The sequence below is a fragment of the Candidatus Phyllobacterium onerii genome (assembly GCF_028331445.1).
Taxonomy (GTDB): domain Bacteria; phylum Pseudomonadota; class Alphaproteobacteria; order Rhizobiales; family Rhizobiaceae; genus Phyllobacterium; species Phyllobacterium onerii.
The window spans coordinates 260,543-281,204 of the sequence record NZ_JAQMHX010000004.1 but is presented as its reverse complement, the minus strand read 5'-3'; the positions used below and the strand labels follow the sequence as shown (position 1 = coordinate 281,204).

The following is a 20,662-nucleotide window of genomic DNA, read 5'->3' as shown; positions in this document are numbered from 1 at the left end:
ATCGCTCTCCTAGTGCAGGGCAATGGCAGGGACAGGGGCGGCACGCTGCGCCGGTATGGTAGCGACAAGATCGCGGGCTTTGACAATTGTCGGCCCGTTGCCATGGGGCGGCGCGTCATAAAACTCGTCGAGCGTCTTTTTCAGCGGCGCGCGCGCCTCTTCCGAATAGTAGATCATGTGCCCGCCCGCAAAGTTCTTCACCGGAATGCGGTCAAGCAGGGTCAGGTTCTTGTCTTTGTCGAAAACAACGCCCTCGAGATCGAGTTCGGAGCGGCGGAAAGGCGTTACCGTATCGTAGTAACCATGTACGGTGAGAAGCTTTAGAGAAGGATCATACTTCAAGATTTCAACTATATCCGGCAGACCGTTCGCGCTATTGTCGAAATCCCAGCTTTCAAACGCGCCGCTGGCCGAGTGAAACCAATCGGACCAGGATGCGCTTGTATAAGCTGACGCCGATTTATAGTTTACGTGGGCGGGGAGATATGCAGTAATTATGTTATTCAGAGCGCGCTCTTCAAAGAAATCGAATTTATACCAAGGCTCTGTCGGAAGCTTTACAGGCGCCCCCCAAAAGGATGCCGAAACCCAATTTACCTTGAGATACATTCTGTAGTCATAGGCATTGTGAATGGCATCTTCAATCAACGGGTCGGGCCCGAGATACTTCGAAAGGTCAATTCCATCCGAATGTTGCTTCATCATTGAATCACGCAGTACCTGCGCATATTCATCCAGGCTGAGATCACCCCGCGCCGTGGTCTTTTTCAGGTAATCCGCCGTCATCGCTGTTGTGGGGAGTACGGCGTCTTCGGCGGCATAATCAAATGCGGGCGAATGAAAGACGACACCGGTTAGCACCGTGGCTTTCGACACAGAATCGCTTTTTTCGTAATCGCCCTTGCCTGCCTCCAGCAGCGCTCGCGCCAACTTTGGCACGCGAATGCCGCCGGCATAGGATTCGCCGTAAAGATATTTGGGCGAGACTTGGCGGTGATTGAAATTGACGTAGCGCGTGATGAACTGCCGCGATAGTTCCACGTCGACGGTGACGCCCCAAAAGTCTTGGTTTTTCTTCGGCGCGATCGCCTGCGAATAGCCTGTGCCCGGGGTGATATCAACAAAGACGAGGTCGGATTTGTCGATGAGCGACTCCTTGTCGTCGATCATCGGAAAGGAATCCGGCGGATTGTCCTTCCATTCGGGCTTGACCTCGGGGCCATTGAGAAAGGCGCGTTGCGGCGCATACGACGCCAGATGCAGATAGATCGACGAAGCGCCCGGCCCGCCATTGAAGAAAAAAGTGACCGGACGGCTCTCTCTCGGCAGATCGTCGCGCGTATAGGCCGTATAGAAGACCGACGCCTGCGGCTCCTGCTTTTCCGGGTTCTTGGCAAAGGCGGTCAAATGACCGGCCGATGCGGTGTACCAGAAGGTCTTGCCGTTCAGCGTCATCTTGTGGCGCATGACCGATGGTTTCTCATCGACGGCAGCAGCGAGCTGTGCATCCGGCGAGTCATCATATTTCGTTGTGTCTTCCAGTTTGAAGTCTTCCGGCGCGTAGAGCTGGTAGGCTTCCTCGTCGAGGCCAGCGCTTTTGAACACCCCGGCGGCCTCACTGATCAATCCCGCTTCTTTCAGGACCAGTGCCGCCTCCTTGATTTTACCCTGCGCCTGCAAGTTGGCTGCCTTCATTCGGGCTATTTGCTGCGCGGTAGGCTCTGGCTCGATAATTTTTGTGCCGCCTGTGTCGACGACAGCGACAGGTGGTACGAAGGTGCCTTCACTTGTCTGCTGAGAGGAAGAACCGGGGTCATTGCAGGCGCTAAGGCCGAGCGCGAAAAGCAGCAAAAAGCGAAAATTCATGGATGAAAAAATCCTGATTGGAAAACAGAACAATCATTCTCGAATTGCCCCGGTTAAGCAATTCGCCTAAAGTTTAATCTGATCAAAATTTTGCATACTAATTCAGCAAATCACTACTTCTGCCGTTCAGCGTTGCTCCTGGTTATAAATGCCGCTGGACTTGGAGACCCAAACCTTGTCAAAACGCCGCGATTGTCATTTGCGGATACACGCCTTGATCGACCTGCCTGCCCTTCCCGTCGCCGAGATCCTGCCGTCGCTCGATGATGCGTTGGCGAGCGGCAATGCCGCCGTGCTGGTCGCTCCACCGGGCGCGGGCAAGACCACCCTCGTTCCGCTGCACTTGCTCGGTGCATCGTGGCGCAAGGACCGTACGATCATCCTGCTCGAACCGCGCCGGCTTGCCGCACGCGCCGCTGCCAGCCGCATGGCAAGCCTCCTCGGCGAGCAGGTCGGCGAGACCGTCGGCTATCGCATGCGGCTTGAAAACAAGGTCTCGGCGAAAACGCGCGTCCTCGTTGTCACCGAGGGCGTTTTCGCCCGGATGATCCTCGACGATCCCGACCTGAAAGACGTCGCCGCTGTCCTATTCGATGAGTTCCATGAGCGCAGTCTGGACGCGGATTTCGGCCTTGCATTGGCGCTCGATGTCCAGGCGGCCTTGCGACCTGACTTGAAGTTTCTTGTCATGTCGGCAACGCTCGATGGCGCCCGGGTCGCACGTCTGCTCAAGCAATCCCAGGAAAAGTGTGAAGCGGTTTTCCGTCCGGGATTGCGTCAAGACAAAGAACTTGACGCGCCGGTGCTGGAAAGCAAGGGCCGCTCCTTTCCCATCGATATCCGCTACCGAGCCCGCAATCCCGATGAGAGGATCGAGGATGCCATGGCCAAGGCCATTCGCGATACGCTTGCCGACGAGACCGGCAGCATCCTCGCCTTCCTGCCGGGCCAGCGCGAGATCGAACGCACCACTGAGGCGCTGCAAGGCCGCGTTGCCGCAGATGTGATGATCGTGCCGCTTTATGGTGCGCTCGAAGGCCGCGATCAGGACGCGGCGATCAAGCCGGCACCTCCCGGCAAACGCAAGGTGGTGCTTGCCACCTCCATAGCCGAAACCTCGATCACCATCGATGGCGTGCGCGTTGTCATCGATAGCGGCTTGGCGCGTCTCCCGAAATTCGAACCCGCCACCGGGTTGACCCGTCTGGAAACGGTGCGTGCGTCCCGCGCTGCCGTCGACCAGCGGGCGGGCCGCGCCGGGCGAACCGAGCCCGGCATCGCGCTGCGCCTCTGGCGAGCCGAACAGACGGCGGCGCTGGAAGCCTTCGCCCCGCCGGAAATCCTCGAAGCGGATTTGACCGGCCTCGTGCTCGATTGTGCCGCCTGGGGTGTTGCCGACCCGACAAGTCTGGCGTTTCTCGATACGCCGCCGGCTCCTGCAATCAAGGAAGCCAGGGCGCTTTTGGAAAATCTCGGAGCGCTGGAGAGCAATCGCGTCACGCCCATGGGCAACGCGATGCGAAAGTTGGCCCTGCCTGCCCGCCTTGCCCATATGGTATTGACCGCGCGCGTACGGGGGCAGGCATACCGAGCGGCGGAACTTGCCGTACTCCTTACCGAACGCGGCCTCGGCGGCAACGATATCGATCTCGATGTGCGTCTTTCACGCTTCCAGCGCGAACGCGGGGATCGTGCAACGCGGGCGCGCGGACTGGCAAAGCGGTTAGCGGGAAACAGCAATGCCGCGGAACCCGACAGTGTCGGCCGTCTGCTCATCGGCGCCTATCCCGACCGCATTGCCAAGGCGCGCGGCAATGGCCAGTTCACCCTCGCAAACGGGCGCGGCGGCGAGGTCGATCCCGCCACTTCGCTGGCGAAGTCGCCATGGCTCGTCGTTGCCGATCTCGCCGGACGTGCGGGGCGTGCGCGCATTCTCGCTGCTGCCGAGGTGACCGAAGCCGAAATCCGCGATGCCTTGGCCAATCGCATCGTCAGCGGGCGGCAGGTGACCTACGATCCCACGCGGAATGCCCTGCAGGCACGCGATGCCACCCGTATCGGCGCTATTGCATTGTCCGAAAAGACGTTGCCTGCACCGACAGGCGAGGAGGCTGATCTTGGCGTCATCGCCGCCGTCCGCGCGCATGGTCCGGGCATTCTGCCATGGTCGAAGGAAGCGACGATCCTGCGCCGCCGGCTCGCCTGGCTGCATCAGGGGCTCGGGGCGCCTTGGCCAGCCATGGATGACGATGCTCTCATCGCGGCGCTGGATGACTGGCTGTTGCCCTTCCTCAAAGGCTCTGCACACTTGAGCCAGATCCCCGCCCACGTGCTTATCGAGGGGCTGCGCTCCGCTGTTCCCTATGATCTCCAGCGGAAGATCGACACGCTTGCGCCAACCCATTTCGAAGTGCCGACCGGCTCGAATATCCCGATCCGCTATGATGAAGGGGAACCGGTGCTGAGCGTGCGCGTGCAGGAGCTCTTCGGTCTCGGCATGCATCCCGCCATTGCCGGTGGCACCATCCCACTCCTGCTCGAACTCCTGTCGCCCGCACACCGCCCGATTCAGATCACACGCGATCTTCCCGGCTTCTGGAAAGGCTCGTGGGCGGATGTGCGCAGCGACATGCGCGGCCGCTATCCAAGACACGTCTGGCCGGAGGATCCGGCAAATGCATCGCCAACCGCCAGGGCAAAACCTCGGGGGACTTGAGTGGGCCGCAGCCCCCCTTGTGGGGAGGGAGGCTGCGCAGCAGCAGGGAGGGGCGTTCGCTCGTTTTTAGAAAAGAACCCCTCCCCGTCGCTTCGCTCCGCCCCCTCCCCACAAGGGGGAGGGTAAGGCGGCAACGCTGCTGCCTCCCCAAAAACTCCACAATTCCCTTTGCACTCCGTTTGTTCTAAAGCTCCCGCATGGTTCAGGATTTCGGCATACGCTCATCATATCTGTCGCGGCGGCTACGGCTGACGACGCTCATTCGCCTGCGCTGGCTTGCCGTTGCCGGCCAGAGCATCGCGGTGCTTTTCGTCGCGCTCTACCTCAAATTCCCCTTCCCCGTCAGCATCTGTTTCGCGATGATCGCCTGTTCGGCGTGGCTGAACCTCCTGATGTCATTCCGCTATCCGATCAACCACCGGCTCGAGCCGCGCGCGGCGGTCACTGTCCTAGCGTTCGATATTCTGCAGGTGGCGGGTCTCCTTTATATGACCGGCGGATTGCAAAACCCCTTCGCGGTGCTGATGATCGTCCCGGTGATCATTTCGGCCACCTCGCTGCCGGCCTACGCTACGATCGCGCTCGGCCTTCTCGTCACCATCTGCGCCACGGTGCTTGCCAATGTCTATCTGCCGCTGCCCTGGTATGAAGGCCAGAGCATGCAACTTCCCTTCGTGCTCATTGCCGGCGTCTGGTGTTCGGTGGTCTCCGCCCTCGCCTTTACTGCCGTCTATGCCTACCGTGTCGCGGAAGAGGCGCGCCTCCTCGCCGATGCGCTGACCGCGACAGAACTGATCCTGCAGCGCGAGCAACATCTCTCCGCGCTGGATGGGCTTGCCGCTGCCGCAGCGCATGAGCTCGGCACCCCGCTTGCAACGATCGCCCTCGTCGCCAAGGAAATGGAGCGGAGCCTCAAACAGGACGACCGTTTTGCCGAGGATATCGAGCTTCTGCGTTCGCAGACCGACCGTTGCCGGGAGATTCTGAAGCGGTTGACCAGCCTGTCCTCGACCAGTGAAGAACACATGTCGCGGTTGAAGATCTCCTCGCTCATCGAGGAAGTCATCGAGCCCAACCGCAATTTTGGCATCAACATCGTGGTGAAGAAGCTGAGAGGCGACGGTGTCGAACCTATCATCCGGCGTAATCCCGGCATCATCTACGGGCTGGGCAATCTGGTCGAGAACGCGATTGATTTTGCCAGGGCGACAGTCGAGGTTAGCTGGGGCTGGACCGACAGGACCGTGGAGATCATCGTCAGCGACGATGGCCAGGGTTTTGCCGCTGAAATTCTCGACCGCATCGGCGAGCCCTATACCACCGGCCGCGACCGCGAAATCAATGAACATGGCGGCGGGCTCGGGCTCGGCCTTTTCATCGCCAAGACGCTTTTGGAGCGTTCGGGCGCGACGATTACCTTCCGCAATCGCAACGATCCGGGCCAGGGTGCGGAGGTCATCGTTAGTTGGCCGCGCAATCAACTCGCTGCCGATTGATAATCTTTGACTTTTTGTTCATTGCGAACCATTAACAACGAATAATAGTAAAAAAAGAGCAGGAAACCCTGATGGAAAACACGGATCAGGACGATATTGCAGCCATAGGCGGCGATCCGACACTTCTTCTTGTCGATGATGACAAGCCCTTTTTGCAGCGTCTTGCACGCGCCATGGAAACGCGAGGGTTTACCGTCGCCATTGCCGATTCGGTCGAGGCCGGACTTGCCAGCGTCAAGACCCACGCCCCAGCCTATGCGGTGGTCGATATGCGGCTCGGCGATGGCAACGGCCTCGACATTATCGAGGCTATCCGCGCCCGGCGCGAAGACACGCGTGCAGTCATCCTTACCGGCTACGGCAACATCGCGACCGCGGTCAATGCGGTCAAACTCGGCGCCATCGACTACCTGTCGAAGCCAGCCGATGCCGATGAAGTCTTTGCGGCATTGACGCGGCGTTCGGGGGAAAAGGTCGCTCCGCCGGAAAATCCGATGTCGGCCGACAGGGTTCGCTGGGAACATATCCAGCGCGTCTACGAGATGTGCGATCGCAATGTTTCCGAAACTGCCCGCAGGCTGAACATGCACCGCCGTACGTTGCAGCGGATTTTGGCCAAACGCGCTCCGCGTTAGCCTATTCTACATCCGTTTCAGGCAAGTCTATCCCTGACAGTTCCGCCAGCGTCATGCGCGCTGCACTCACGCGGGCAAACCGCAGCGTCATCGCCTTGCGGGTTGCGCTTGCAAGCTTGTGCTCGGGTGCATCGCGGATGATTTCGGCGCCGTAGCCGTCCGAAAGAATGAACCCGCAATCTTCGGGGAAAATGTCTGATGGAACACCGGGATGCGTAGCGAAGAACAACCGGTCGCAATGCGCCCGATAGATCGGCCATTTACGATCCACCTTCCAGTCCTCGATCGAGGATTTGATCTCGACGATCCAGATTTCTCCGCTGCGCGTCAATGCCACAAGGTCGGCGCGCCGACCGGACGCCAAAGGCAATTCCGGCATCACTGCAAGTCCGAGTTCAAGGAAAAGCCGCTGCACGCCGCGGCGCACCAGCATGGCATTTTCCGATTGCCGCCCATCGATGAGCGGGCTTGTCTGACCCAGGCTGACTAGAGGCATGATCCGCAGAATATCGGCAAATTTGCAACCATGGCAAAAAAACTACACCGCCCGGTTGAAGATTGAGAGGTTAACGAAAAACTTCGCTTTACGGTTAATCAGCCATTAACAATAATGGCGCTAGAGAGGCAACACAAGAAAACGCACATAGATCCGTCTTAATATTGGGGTGACCATGCCATTAAAGACTATCGTCGTCGCAGTTGGGCTGATGGCTACAACTGCTCTGACCGGCTGTTCCACGATCGGCTTCAGCTATTCCACAGCCTCCTACAATTCCGTCGTCGACGCCGGCTACGTGATTCCCGCTGTTCCCCGCTCCAAGATCCCGCCGCAGTATCTGCGCCAGGAAGTCAACTATGATGGCAGCGAAGCTCCGGGGACGATCATCGTCGATACGGGTACGAAATATCTCTATTATGTGCTCGGCGGCGGCAAGGCGATGCGCTACGGCATCGGCGTCGGCAAGCAGGGTTTCGAATGGCATGGTACCGCGCGCGTCGCAATGAAGCGCGAATGGCCGACATGGACACCGCCGCGCGAGATGATCCAGCGCCAGCCCAAGCTTGCGGAATTCCGCGACGGCATGGACCCCGGCATCACCAACCCGCTCGGCGCCCGCGCGCTTTACCTGTTCAACAAGGGTGGCGACACCGGCTACCGCCTGCATGGCACGCCGGAATGGTGGTCGATCGGCAAGGCCATGTCTTCCGGTTGCATTCGCCTGATGAACCAGGACATCATGGACCTTTACAACCGCGCAGAAGTCGGCGCCAAGGTCATCGTCAGATAATTTGCTGGCTCAGCAACACGTCGGAAAGGCCGCTTTCGAGCGGCCTTTATTCATTCCAGGGGTTGAAGATGGAAACTCCGGTGGATTGAAAGTCGGCCACATTGCGGGTGACGAGAGTCATACCGTGAACGATTGCTGTTGCCGCAATAAATGAATCCCGTTCCGCTTGGGGATTTGGAACATGCAAATGCGCGCAACATTGTGCAACAGCACTATCTACCGCAAGAATTCGTTCTCTGAATTCAACGAGAACCCAACCGTTCAGCCAAGCGCGTAAAACCAGGCCTTGCTTTGCATCTCTGCGCTCCATCAGCAGAGTACCTAATTCGAGCTCGAAGACGGTGATCGAGGACAGAAAAAAATCGTTAAAATTATTCGCAGCCGCCCAAGCCAAGACTTTTGGATCCGCCTTGTTTGCCCGGCGCATCTCTGAGAGAAAATTGGTGTCCAGAATGAACATCAAGAAAAATCAACAGGCTTGAAATGTATTTCCAGCCTTGGAAACTCGTAATCGAAATCTCCGTCATCACCTTGCTGGGCCAAGGCATCCGCAAGACTTTTGCCTGTTCCTGTCAGCTTTCTGTACTCTTCGATGCTCAAGAGAACGTGCGCAGGTCGGCCCCGATCCGTAATGAAAACAGGTCCGTCATTCGCTGCCTTTTTAGCCTCGCTAGCGTGCTGATTGAACTCTCTACTGGAGATGGTGGTAATGCCCATAAAACCTCCTTTTGGTTGTAGATATGTTACTACATTCCGCCATGGCATTCAACCTTTGGAATTTCATCGTGCCTTCGAAATTCTGTCGTGTTGACCTGATACACGACCGGCCCATAGATTGTCGCAGACGCTTAAGTGAGACTGGAAGCCCATCATGTTCAAGACCGTTGCCACCAAGCCATTTGACGACCAGAAGCCCGGAACATCGGGCCTGCGCAAGAAAGTGCCGGAGTTTCAGCAGGAAAACTACGTCGAGAACTTCATCCAGTCGGTGTTCGATTCGCTTGAAGGCTTCAAGGGCGAGGCATTGGTGATCGGCGGCGACGGCCGCTACTATAATCGCGAAGTGGTTCAGATCGCGGTCAAGATGGCTGCCGCCAATGGCTTCGGGCGCGTTCTCGTCGGCAAGGGCGGCATATTGTCGACGCCGGCGGCCTCGAATGTCATTCGCAAATACAAGGCGTTCGGTGGGCTCGTCCTTTCGGCCAGCCACAACCCAGGCGGTCCTACCGAGGATTTCGGTATCAAGTACAATATCGGCAATGGGGGACCTGCTCCCGAAAAGATCACCGAAGCGATCTTCGCCCGTTCCAAGACGATCACGCAATATGTGATCGCCGATGCGCCTGATATCGATATCGATACGATCGGCACGCAGAAGATCGGCGAAATGGATATCGAAATCATCGACCCCGTCGCGGATTATGCCGAACTGATGGAACAGCTCTTCGACTTCGACGCGATCCGCGCCTTGATCAAGTCGGGCTTTACCCTGCGCTTCGACTCGATGCATGCGGTCACGGGGCCCTATGGCAAGGAAATCCTCGAGCATCGCCTCGGCGCCCCGGACGGCACCTGCATCAATTTCGTGCCCTTGGAGGATTTCGGCGGGCATCATCCCGATCCCAATCTCGTTTATGCCAAGGACCTATACGACCTGCTGATGTCGCCGGACGGTCCTGATTTCGGCGCCGCCTCCGATGGCGATGGCGACCGCAACCTCATCATCGGCAAAGGCATCTTCATCACCCCTTCCGATTCGCTGGCCATGCTTGCGGCCAATGCGCATCTCGCGCCCGGCTACAAGGCCGGCCTCAAGGGCATCGCCCGTTCCATGCCCACCAGCGGCGCGGCTGACCGCGTCGCGGAAAAGCTGAAGATCGGCATGTATGAAACGCCAACGGGGTGGAAATTCTTCGGCAATCTGCTCGATGCGGATATGGCGACGATCTGCGGCGAGGAAAGCTCCGGCACCGGCTCCAACCATGTGCGAGAGAAGGACGGCCTCTGGGCGGTGCTGCTTTGGCTCAATATCCTTGCCGTGCGCAAGGTGAGTGTCCAGGACATCGCGCACGAGCATTGGGCGACTTACGGGCGCAATTATTATTCGCGCCACGATTATGAAGGCGTCGATACGGCTGGCGCCAACAAGCTGATGGACGATCTGCGCGCCAAGCTGCCAACGCTACCCGGCACTTCGGTCCAGGGCCTCAAGATCACGCATGCGGATGACTTCGCCTATCACGATCCGGTCGACAAATCGGTCAGCAAGAACCAGGGCATCCGCATCCTGTTCGAAGGCGGCTCGCGCGTCGTCTTCCGCTTGTCGGGCACCGGCACCTCAGGCGCAACCATTCGCGTCTATATCGAACGCTACGAACCCGATCCGAAGCGCCACGATCTCGAAACGCAAGGCGCGCTCGCCGATCTCATCCGCGCCGCACACGACCTTGCCGATATCAAGGGTCATACGGGGCGTGACGAGCCGAGTGTTATTACGTGATTGATCGCTGACAATTAGAAAAAGGGCCGTCAAGACGGCCCTTTTTATATCTATTGCAAAGCACATGCTTCGACTGGCACCAATAGCGGCGTATCTTTGCCGTCGGGACCAAAGGATGGCGCGATATTCGCCGTCGGCTTCGATCCCCAGCAGCTCGGCTTGTCGCCGAGTGTGAAGTCGAGCTTCGCACCGCTCTTGGCTGGATCAAATGGCAGCCAGGTGCTGCCATAAGCCTCGCCATTGAGCTTGACGTCCTGAATATAGGTCTTGCCGGGGTTCTGCGCATTGATGGTCATCAGCTTGTTGTCTCCCTGCCAGACCACCGCTTTTTCAAAAAGCGGGCTAGTCAATGTGAGGCCCGGTACGGCCGGAATTTCCGGATAGAGCCCAAGCATGCTCCACACCAGCCAGCCGGATTCAGCGCCGAGATCGTCATTGCCCGGAATCCCATCCACCTTAGTGGTGAACTGGCTGGTCCTTATGCGCTGGACCACGGCCTGCGATTTATAGGGCTGGCTTGTCCAGTTATACAGGAATGGCGACGCAAAGTTGGGCTCATTGCCGATCCACATATAGCCGGGCTCCGCCGTCGAACCAATTTCGTAGGCGTTCACATACTTCATGAATGTATCGAGCCGCGACAGTGCTGCCTTGTCGCCGCCAACGGCATTGATAAGTCCACGAATATCATGCGGCGCCATCCAGGTATATTGTTCGGCATTTCCCTCGCGGTACTGCTCTTTGTAGCTGCCGCCATACCCCGTATTATCGCGCACAAAGCCAGCCGGCCATTTCCTATCCTTACCGCGCGGCTGAATGAGGGGGTGCGGTTGATCCTTTACATTTTTCCAGTCAGGATTGAATAGATTACTCCAGTTGCCGGAACGCTTGCGTAACGTCACTGCCTCATCCGTAGGGCCGCCAACGACCACCTGATCGTCCTTCGTGCCAAGCGCCGTGACGAACTGTGAAATGGCAAAGTCGGTGCTCGTATATTCCATATTGGACGAGGTATCGCCCTGCTCATTGCTGTTGTAGGGGATGTAGCCCAGCTTCATGTAGTCGCCGAGCCCGGGAAGGGTCGTACGCCCATCGCATTCCGTTGTCCGTCCGAAGGCGGTATCGCGCATGATCTTGCTCGCAGCCGCAGTATCGAAGTTGCGAGCGCCATAGGCATGAGCCTGCGCCACGATGATCGAGACGCCATCCCCCGGCATGATCGGGCTCGAGGAATTGCCGTGAACCCACATCGGGAAGGTGCCGCCGCACTGTTTTGCGTCGTTGACCAGAGTTTGCATCATGTCGCTGAGTTCATGCGGATAAAGCAGCGATTGCAGCGGGACCAGCGAACGATACGTATCCCAGCTCGAAAAGCTCGAATAGTGGACGCGATCCTTTTCAACCTTCTCCGTCTTCTCATCGCCGAACCTGATATACTCGCCGTTGACATCGCTGAAGGTCGAGGGCGTCTGCAGCGAATGGTAGAGCGCCGTGTAAAACTTCTTGGTGTCGTCGGCGCTGCCGCCGCTGACCTGGATGGCGTTCAGCCGCTTGTTCCAATCGGCACTTGCTTGCTCCCGCACCTGCTCGAAAGTTGCATTTCCGCTTTCCTTCTCCAGGTTTTCCTTGGCATTCGCCGTGCTGACATATGAGAGGCCAACCTTCACACGCATGACGGTCGGCGCGCCGGCAGCAGCAGTGAAGGTGAGCGTCGTGGCATTTCCGGAGGAAGTCGAGGGCGTGAAAGCCTGATCGAACACTGCGTGGAAGTACACGTTGAACCGGCCGCCGGCACCGCAGAAGCCCCCGTCACTCGTAGAGCCGGAAACGCTCTTCGACGCTACATCGACAGCAAGCGTGCCGGAGCCGGTGCTGGAAGCGGCGTCGATGCGCAGCAGCGCGCTCCTGCCCGCCGGATAGGTGAACTTGCCGAGCCCCGAGCGTGTCGTTGCCGTCAGTTCGGTTTCGATATCGCTGCCGGGGAACTTGATGTAGTAGTAGCCGGGCTGAGCGGCTTCCTGTTTGTGATCGAGGGCTGGCTGCGTTTCGCTCGCAGCGGACATCGGCAAAAACGGAATAGCGCTGCCCGCATCGCAGCCAACGCCGCTCAAGTGGGTGAGCGGAAAGCCGGTAATGCGGTTCATCTCGTAGTGATAACCTTTGACGGAATAGCCTCCCGGCGTGTTCGTATCCGGTCCCCAATTGACCATGCCGAACGGCCTGCCTGCAGCAGGGAAGGTGAAGGCACCCATGCCATTGCCGCCGGTATCATGTGGCGCACCGGGCCCCGTTCCGATAAAAGGATCGACAAACTGCGTCAGCGCGATATCGACACGCGGCGGATTCTTGAGCTTGTCGATTTCCCCCTCCAGCGCCTCGATGCGCTTTTTGAAATCGCCCGTCGCGCTTGAGCCAAGCCTGGCGGTATCGTCGAGTGCGGCCAACTTCTTCTCGATCTCCAGCGCCAACGTCTCCAGTGCGCCCTTGTCCACTTTGCCGGATTCCAGCGTCGCAACTTTATCCTCCAAACTCTTCAGATCGGTCGCAACCAGCTTCTTCTTGAGTTCCTGGTCGATATCGTTCCGCAAGGTTGCAAGGCTTTCTGTGATGGTCTGGACACTTGCCTTCTCAGCCCCCGTCAGGCTGGTTGTTTCCAGCGCCTTGACCTTCTTCTCCAAATCGGCGAGCTGCGCATTCAGGCCCTTCAGCGTGGCGATATCGGCTTCCGTCGCCGTCACCCGGGCCACAAGTTCGGTAAAGCCGCCGCTCAGCGCCGCAAATAGTTTCTTCAGTTCCGCCACGTCGCCTTGCGTGCCGCCCAGGCTTTGCTCCAACGCCTTGAAGCGTTCCAGCAGACCGTCCACGGTGCCCTTGAGCTGCGCATTCTCCTGTTTGAGCTGGTCGAAGGTGCCTTGCGATGTGGTATCGGCTGGCGGGCTCTTATCGTCGCCGTCGCAACCGGCGAGCATGGTGCAGCCGAGAAGCCCAGCGATGAATATACGTCGCAATATCATTATTTCCTCCAAATGGATTTTTTGAAAATGTTCTTGAACTGAAAAATCACCGCGTCAGGGGCGCGAGAGTGGTTGCAGCCAACCACGCTTCAAACCGCGCTCCTCCCAGGGCGGCTTAAGCCGATTAAATAAGATTCTGTGATTAATTCGCCTCGGCGACAGGAGTCAATTCGCCTTAAGTCTAAGAGAATGAACCAATCAGGGGTCCGTAAAAACAAAACCCGCCACGAGAAGTGGCGGGTTTTACAGCAATTCCGGGAAAAATGTGAAGCCGTTCTCCGTGCGGAATTGCTCTACTCAAACACAATCGCCGGGGCGGCGCGTCCGCCTTTCGTCGCCGCCAGCTGGTCCCAGACTTGTGCGGCGATCTCGCGATAGGCTTGTGCCTGCGGACCGTCGGGATTGCTGACAACTATAGGCGTTCCGGCATCGGACGTCTCGCGGATTTCCATCACCAGCGGCACCTCGCCGAGGAAGGGCACGCCGAGGCGTTCCGCCTCCTTACGTGCACCGCCATGGCCGAAGATGTCGTAGCGTGTGCCGGTGTCCGGGGCGATGAAATAGCTCATGTTCTCGACGATGCCGAGCAGCGGCACATCCACCTTCTTGAACATGTTCAAACCCTTGCGCGCATCGATCAGCGCGAGGTCCTGCGGTGTCGAGACGATGACCGCGCCGGCCAGCGGCACCTGCTGGGCCATGGTCAATTGCGCATCGCCGGTGCCGGGCGGCATATCGACGACAAGCACGTCGAGATCGCCCCACTGCACCTCGCGCAGCATCTGAGTCAGCGCCGACATGACCATCGGCCCGCGCCAGATCATCGGCGTTTCCTCATCGACGAGGAAGCCGATCGACATGACTTTGAGGCCGTAGCCTTCCATGGGCTTGAGCACGCGGCCGGAGACAACCTCCGGCCTGCCATGCAGACCAAGCAGCCGCGGCATGGAGGGCCCGTAAATATCCGCGTCCAGAATGCCGACGCTGTGGCCATTGGCCTTGAGCCCCAGCGCGAGATTGACGGCCGTCGTCGACTTGCCGACGCCGCCCTTGCCCGAGGCGACGGCGATGATCGCGCCGACACCGGGCACGCCGGATTTGACCGGGGCGCCGTGACTGTGTCCATGCGCCGCTTGCGCGGGTGCACCCTGGCCTGCCGCGCCACTCTGGGCCACGACCCGTGGTGGCGGAACCGCCCCCGCCGGCGCCGGACGTTGCGCCGGGCGCGCTGGGGGTGTTGGGCGGGGCGGGGCATCATCGCTTGTCGGCCCGCCTTTTTTCTCGGCGGTCAGCGCGACGATAGCGCCGTTCACCCCCGGCATCGCCTTGACGACACGCTCGGCGGCGGCGCGCAAAGGTTCGAGTTCCTGCGCTCGCGCGGCCGGCACGGTGATCGAGAAGAACACCTTGTTGTCTGCGATGAAAATATCCGAAACCAGACCGAGCTCGACAATATTGCTGTTGAAGTCCGGGCCAGTCACCGTCTTCAATTGCTCGAGCACCTGCTCCTGCGTCACGCCTGCCATTCTCAAATCCATCCCTGTCATTCCCTCCAACTCAAATAGTGGAGTTGGAGCGAATCGCCAATGGTCATTATCCGCGCAAGTCAGAGCTTGGAGAGGATCGGCGCCAGGCGCGCTTTGTAGGCGGCGAATATTTCATCCCGGTCGCGGTGGCGGCCCTCATGCACCACATGCCGTCCGGCTGACCAGACATCGCTAACCGCGTGGCGGTCGCCCGCGAATATCCAAGCGTCGAGCAGCCGGTCGCCGTTCAGCCCCAACAGCGCGGGGTTTTGAGCATCGAGCGCGATCATGTCGGCCCATTTGCCGGGAGCAAGACTGCCCGCGTCGCGGCCGAGAGCCTGCGCGCCCCCGACCAGCCCGGTGTCGTAAAGCGTGCGGCCGCAGGATTTGCCGTCGACTGACAGCGTAACACGGGAGACATCGCGCAGACGCTGGCTGTATTCGAGCTGGCGCAGTTCCTCCGAGGGTGAAATTCGGATGTTGGAGTCCGATCCCGTGCCGAAGCGCCCGCCCGCGCCGAGATAATTCACCCCGTCGAAGATGCCATCGCCGAGATTGGCTTCGGTGATCGGACACAGTCCGACAACCGCATCGCTTTGCGCAACCCGGCGCGTTTCTTGCGATGTCATATGGGTCGAGTGGATCAGGCACCAGCGCTTACCGACCGGCAGGTGGTCGAGCAGCCACGTCATCGAGCGCTGGCCGTAAGCCGCCTGCACTTCTTCGATTTCCGGGATCTGCTCGGCAATATGGATGTGGAACGGCATGTCGCGAAAATGCTGCTCCAGCGCCTTCAGATCGCGTTCGTTGACGGCGCGGATCGAATGCGGTGCGACGCCGAAGCCGGCATCGGTGCTGACAGCTTTGGCCGCTTCCTGCGCCTGCCCCGCCAGTCGCACGTAACGGTCGAAATCGTTGCCGAAGCGCAATTGCCCGCCCGCCAGCGCCCGTCCGTCGACGCCGCCCTGCATATAGGCGACCGGCAACAGCGTCAGGCCGATGCCGGTGGCGCTCGCCGCAGCGGCGATGCGTTCCGACAATTCGCCGAGGTTCGCGTAGGGCTGTCCGCCCGGCTGGTGATGTACATAGTGAAATTCCGCAACGCTGGAATAGCCGGACTCCAGCATCTCGACGAAGGCGAAGGCGGCGATCGCCTCGACATCCTCAGGGTCCAGAATGTCGAGGAACCGGTACATGATCTCGCGCCATGTCCAGAAGCTGTCGCGCCCCGCAGGGCTGCGTGCTTCGGAAAGCCCGGCCATCGCCCGCTGGAATGTGTGGCTGTGGAGGTTTGCCTGCGCCGGCAGCAGGACATCTACAGCGTAAGCATTCGATGCGCTTTCGTTCCCGGCCACAACCGAACCAATGCGTCCCGCACTGTCGATCTCGATCAGAACATTGTTCTCCCAGCCATTTGGCGTGAGCGCTGTCCGGGCGAACACCGATTTTCTAGCCTCAGTCATTTCTTTCCTCCCGCCGGATTGACACGTTATGTATATACATATTAACCTTGCGGGCAAGACCAAAAACGGGAGCAGGTCGCAGCCGATGAGGAAAATTCTGTCCGGATTGAGGATCGCCACGCTGGAAGATACCGGCGCGCCGTATGGCCTCGTTGAAAACGGCGCGATCGGCATCGACGGCGAGCGGATCGCCTGGGTTGGACAGTCCATCCCTGCGGACTGGAATGATGTCGAGCGCCAGGATTTTGGCGGTAGGCTGGCCACCCCTGCCCTCATCGATTGCCACACGCATCTGGTCTTTGGCGGCAATCGCGCCCGCGAGTTCGAGATGCGGCTCGAAGGCGCGACCTATGAGGACATCGCGCGCGCCGGCGGCGGCATTATCTCCTCGGTCAAATCGACCAATGCCCTGAACGAAGAGGTGCTCCTGGCGCAGAGCCTGCCGCGGCTCGATACCTTGCTCGCCGAAGGCGTCTCCACCGTCGAGATAAAATCCGGCTATGGGCTGAATATCGACGCCGAGCTGAAGATGCTGCGCGTCGCGCGCCGCCTCGCCACCATGCGCCCGGTGCGCATCCTCACAAGCTACCTCGCTGCCCATGCGACACCGCCGGAGTATAAGGGCCGGCCTGATGACTATATCTCCGAAGTCGTCCTCCCCGGTCTCGATGCAGCGCATGCGGAAGGTCTCGTCGATGCGGTGGATGGGTTCTGCGAGGGTATCGCGTTCTCGCCCGCCCAGATCGCCCGCGTCTTCGACAAGGCGAAATCACTTGGCTTGCCGATCAAACTCCACGCCGAACAGCTCTCCAACCTGGGCGGGGCCAAGCTCGCGGCGTCGTATGGCGCCTTGTCCGCCGACCATCTCGAATATCTCGATGAGGAAGGCGCCCGGGCCATGGCGGCTGCCGGAACAGTCGCGGTGCTCCTGCCGGGTGCGTTCTATGCCTTGCGCGAAGAGCGCGCGCCGCCTGTCCAGATCCTGCGCGATGCCGGTGTCCACATCGCCGTCGCCACCGATTGCAATCCCGGCACATCGCCGCTCACTTCCCTGCTCCTGACCATGAATATGGCATGCACGTTTTTCCGGCTGACCGTCGAAGAAGCGCTCGCCGGCGCCACGCGTGAAGCCGCGCGCGCCCTGGGCCTCGCTGACGAAATGGGCACCATTGCGCCGGGCAAGCGCGCCGAGATCGCCATCTGGAACGCAGAGCAACCAGCGGAACTTTGCTATCGCATCGGCTTCAACCCACTCCACCAGCTCGTTTTGAAAGCATAATTGACGATGACGATAATCTTGCACCCCGGCGCAGTGCCGCTTGCCAATCTCGAAACCATCTACTGGCATGGCACGCCGGCAAAGCTCGATGTGTCCTTCCACGCGGGGATCGAATCGGCAGCGAAACGAATTGCCGAAATCGCCGCCGGGAATGCGCCGGTCTATGGCATCAATACCGGGTTCGGCAAACTTGCCTCGATCCGGATTGATGCTGCGGATGTCGGAACGCTGCAGCGCAATCTTATCCTTTCGCATTGTTGCGGGGTCGGGAACGCGCTGCCGGAAAACATCGTACGCCTGATCATGTCGCTGAAGCTGATCTCGCTCGGTCGCGGCGCTTCCGGCGTGCGCCCGGAACTCATCAGCCTTATAGAAGCCATGCTGGAAAAAGGCGTGATCCCGGTCATTCCCGAGAAGGGCTCCGTCGGCGCTTCCGGTGATCTTGCGCCCCTCGCTCACATGGCCGCGGCGATGATCGGTGAAGGCGACGTCACGTTCGAGGCTAGACAGATGCCGGCGGCCGAGGGCCTTGCCGAAGCGGGGCTCAAGCCCGTCGTACTGGCGGCCAAGGAAGGTCTCGCGCTTATCAACGGCACGCAGGTATCGACGGCTCTCGCGCTTGCGGGGTTGTTTCGCGCCCACCGCGCCGGTCAATCGGCGCTGATCACCGGCGCGCTCTCCACGGACGCCGCAATGGGCTCGTCAGCGCCATTCCATCCGGATATTCATGCCTTACGCGGTCATCGCGGCCAGATCGATACCGGCACGGCGCTTCGGCGACTGCTTGAAAACTCGCCCATTCGCGAGAGCCATATCGAGGGTGACGAACGTGTGCAGGATCCCTATTGCATCCGCTGCCAGCCGCAGGTGGACGGCGCCTGCCTAGACCTGTTGCGTATGGCGGCGCGTACGCTCGAAATCGAGGCCAACGCCGTTACCGACAATCCGCTGGTGCTCAGCGATGGCTCCGTCGTCTCGGGCGGCAACTTCCATGCGGGGCCGGTGGCCTTCGCTGCCGACCAGATCGCACTCGCCATTTGTGAAATCGGCGCGATCGCCCAGCGCCGCATTGCCCTCCTGGTCGATCCGGCCTTGAGCTACGGCCTGCCGGCGTTCCTTGCCAGAAAGCCCGGCCTCAACTCCGGCCTGATGATTGCCGAGGTCACGTCGGCGGCGCTGATGTCGGAAAACAAACAGATGTCACACCCGGCGTCGGTGGATTCAACGCCGACCTCGGCCAATCAGGAAGATCACGTGTCGATGGCCTGCCATGGCGCGCGCCGCCTGTTGCAGATGACGGACAATCTGTTCTCGATCATCGGCATCGAGGCGCTGACCGCCGCACAGGGGATCGACCTGCGCGAACCCCTGCAGACCAGCCCGGAACTCACGCGTGCGCATGGCGTTATTCGGGTCGCAGTGCCAACGCTCGACGAGGACCGCTACATGGCGCCGGACTTGAAATCCGTTTCCGTTCTCGTTGCTTCGGGCGCGCTCAACGCCGCAATTTCTCCCGATATTCTGCCAGTTCTGAGTGTGAAGGGTGTCGGTAATGCATAACATTCCCGCATCCTCTTTTACTTTATCTGACGCAAACGTTGCCGTCCTTGCCCTCCCCCTTGTGGGGAGGGACGGAGCGAAGCGACGGGGAGGGGTTTTTCTAAATGAAGCAAGTCCCCTCCCGGCTGCTTCGCAGCCACCCTCCCCACAAGGGGGAGGGCAAGGACCGCAACGTTTTCTCCAAATCGGCAAACTGCCCAACACCACAAACTCCGCTATCGACAAGTTCCTGGATACACAATTATGAATCCCGTCGACGTCAAACAGGGATCATCCCCGATAATTCTGGGCTTTCCGCACACGGGAACCGATGTGCCGGACGACATTCGCGCCCGGCTCAATGAAACCGGCCAGATGCTCACCGATACGGACTGGCACATCGACAAGCTCTACGATGGCTTGCTTCCAGAGGTCACGACTGTCCGCGCCACCTTTCATCGCTACGTCATCGATGCCAATCGTGATCCCTCAGGCGTCAGTCTTTATCCGGGACAGAATACCACCGGTCTCATTCCCGATACTGATTTCGACGGCAAGCCGATCTGGCGCGATGGCGAGAAGCCAACGGCCGCGGACATAGAATACCGGCTGAAACAGTTCCACAGCCCTTACCATGTCGCACTGGCCAAGGAGATCGAGCGCGTGCACGAAGCGCACGGCCTTGTCGTTCTATACGACTGCCACTCCATACGTTCGCACATCCCGTTTCTCTTCCAGGGCAAGCTTCCGGATTTCAACATCGGCACCAATGAGGGCAACAGCTGTTCTCCGGAAATCGCCTCGGCAGTCGGCCGGATCGCATTCGCGGCGCGGGGTTATGACGCCGTCATCAACGGCCGGTTCAAGGGTGGCTGGACGACGCGGCATTATGGCCAGCCAAAGCTCGGCATCCACGCCATCCAGATGGAACTGACGCAGTCCTCGCATCTGACGAAGGAAGCGCCGCCTTTCGCCTATGACGAGGCCAAAGCCGAACGGCTGCGCAAGCACCTCAAAGACATTCTCGAAATCATCCGACAGACCGCGATCAAGCTGGGGAGCAAATAATGAACAATCCGCGGCATAGAGCGGTTTGTGACCATATTGTATCAATCCTGTTTCTCGGACGGCGAGACAATCCACGCGGAAGGTGGCGAGGTCGATGCCCTTCCATCGTCCGACGCCGCCTGACAAAGTGGTTGGCCGCCAGCCGGAAACCCGAAGGGCCGGGTGAATTTGGCCCAAATCCATCGGGCTTCGGCGTCGTCCGCTGCAACCACATCGGCCTCGCCAAACCCCTCGACCTTGAACCAAATTCCCTCCGGCAGGATGATTCAAT

15 protein-coding genes are annotated in these 20,662 nt (G+C 59.6%); 8 read left to right on the top strand and 7 right to left on the bottom strand.

Annotated features, from left to right (window positions below):
• Positions 1–9: 9 nt before the first annotated feature.
• On the bottom strand, positions 10–1,866 hold the full coding sequence (locus tag PHA01_RS11650) for a S10 family serine carboxypeptidase-like protein (protein WP_271895563.1): 1,857 nt from the start codon (positions 1,864–1,866) through the stop codon (positions 10–12).
• 214 nt (positions 1,867–2,080) lie between these two features.
• Between PHA01_RS11650 and hrpB the strand changes: the two genes are divergently transcribed.
• The 3 genes from hrpB (at position 2,081) to PHA01_RS11635 (ending at position 6,713) form a co-directional block, all read left to right on the top strand.
• Entirely contained in the window at positions 2,081–4,582 is a 2,502-nt protein-coding gene (gene hrpB, locus PHA01_RS11645; protein ID WP_271895939.1) for an ATP-dependent helicase HrpB, read from the top strand.
• Positions 4,583–4,779: 197 nt separating this feature from the next.
• Positions 4,780–6,078 (top strand): ActS/PrrB/RegB family redox-sensitive histidine kinase, encoded by a 1,299-nt coding sequence (locus PHA01_RS11640; RefSeq protein WP_271895561.1) that lies wholly within the window; start codon positions 4,780–4,782, stop codon positions 6,076–6,078.
• Positions 6,079–6,149: 71 nt separating this feature from the next.
• Positions 6,150–6,713, top strand: a complete 564-nt coding sequence (locus PHA01_RS11635; protein ID WP_112525471.1) for an ActR/PrrA/RegA family redox response regulator transcription factor — start codon at positions 6,150–6,152, stop codon at positions 6,711–6,713.
• Position 6,714: 1 nt separating this feature from the next.
• Here the strand turns inward: PHA01_RS11635 and PHA01_RS11630 are convergent, their stop codons facing one another.
• A complete protein-coding gene (locus PHA01_RS11630) occupies positions 6,715–7,209 on the bottom strand; it encodes an MmcB family DNA repair protein (protein ID WP_271895558.1) in 495 nt (164 codons plus the stop codon).
• Between the two features lie 175 nt (positions 7,210–7,384).
• Here PHA01_RS11630 and PHA01_RS11625 point away from each other — a divergent pair, with 175 nt between their 5' ends.
• On the top strand, positions 7,385–8,002 hold the full coding sequence (locus tag PHA01_RS11625) for a L,D-transpeptidase (protein ID WP_271895556.1): 618 nt from the start codon (positions 7,385–7,387) through the stop codon (positions 8,000–8,002).
• Between the two features lie 46 nt (positions 8,003–8,048).
• On the opposite strand, the gene PHA01_RS11620 is transcribed toward PHA01_RS11625, so the two are convergent.
• A complete protein-coding gene (locus PHA01_RS11620) occupies positions 8,049–8,462 on the bottom strand; it encodes a type II toxin-antitoxin system VapC family toxin (protein ID WP_271895554.1) in 414 nt (137 codons plus the stop codon).
• Entirely contained in the window at positions 8,462–8,719 is a 258-nt protein-coding gene (locus PHA01_RS11615) for a type II toxin-antitoxin system Phd/YefM family antitoxin (protein WP_271895552.1), read from the bottom strand. Before PHA01_RS11615 ends, PHA01_RS11620 begins: the two co-directional genes overlap by 1 nt.
• 151 nt (positions 8,720–8,870) lie before the next feature.
• Here PHA01_RS11615 and PHA01_RS11610 point away from each other — a divergent pair, with 151 nt between their 5' ends.
• Positions 8,871–10,502 carry an alpha-D-glucose phosphate-specific phosphoglucomutase gene (locus tag PHA01_RS11610; RefSeq protein WP_271895937.1) on the top strand — a complete coding sequence of 544 codons (1,632 nt, stop codon included), beginning with the start codon at positions 8,871–8,873 and terminating at the stop codon, positions 10,500–10,502.
• Between the two features lie 50 nt (positions 10,503–10,552).
• Here PHA01_RS11610 and PHA01_RS11605 read toward each other — a convergent pair whose 3' ends face one another.
• The 3 genes from PHA01_RS11605 to PHA01_RS11595 form a co-directional block, all read right to left on the bottom strand.
• Positions 10,553–13,516, bottom strand: coding sequence for a GH92 family glycosyl hydrolase (locus tag PHA01_RS11605; protein WP_271895550.1), 2,964 nt, complete (start codon positions 13,514–13,516; stop codon positions 10,553–10,555).
• Between the two features lie 293 nt (positions 13,517–13,809).
• Positions 13,810–15,042, bottom strand: a complete 1,233-nt coding sequence (locus PHA01_RS11600; RefSeq protein ID WP_271895548.1) for an Mrp/NBP35 family ATP-binding protein — start codon at positions 15,040–15,042, stop codon at positions 13,810–13,812.
• Between the two features lie 80 nt (positions 15,043–15,122).
• Complete coding sequence (locus PHA01_RS11595; RefSeq protein ID WP_271895546.1) at positions 15,123–16,505, bottom strand: formimidoylglutamate deiminase; 1,383 nt, start codon at positions 16,503–16,505, stop codon at positions 15,123–15,125.
• A gap of 85 nt (positions 16,506–16,590) precedes the next feature.
• On the opposite strand from PHA01_RS11595, the gene hutI reads away from it, so the two are divergent.
• The 3 genes from hutI to hutG all read left to right on the top strand — a co-directional run bounded on the left by hutI (position 16,591) and on the right by hutG (position 20,391).
• A complete protein-coding gene (gene hutI / locus PHA01_RS11590) occupies positions 16,591–17,784 on the top strand; it encodes an imidazolonepropionase (protein WP_271895544.1) in 1,194 nt (397 codons plus the stop codon).
• A complete protein-coding gene (gene hutH / locus PHA01_RS11585; protein ID WP_271895542.1) occupies positions 17,785–19,344 on the top strand; it encodes a histidine ammonia-lyase in 1,560 nt (519 codons plus the stop codon).
• A 243-nt stretch (positions 19,345–19,587) separates the two neighbouring features.
• Positions 19,588–20,391, top strand: a complete 804-nt coding sequence (gene hutG, locus PHA01_RS11580; RefSeq protein WP_271895540.1) for an N-formylglutamate deformylase — start codon at positions 19,588–19,590, stop codon at positions 20,389–20,391.
• The last annotated feature ends 271 nt before the right edge of the window (positions 20,392–20,662 follow it).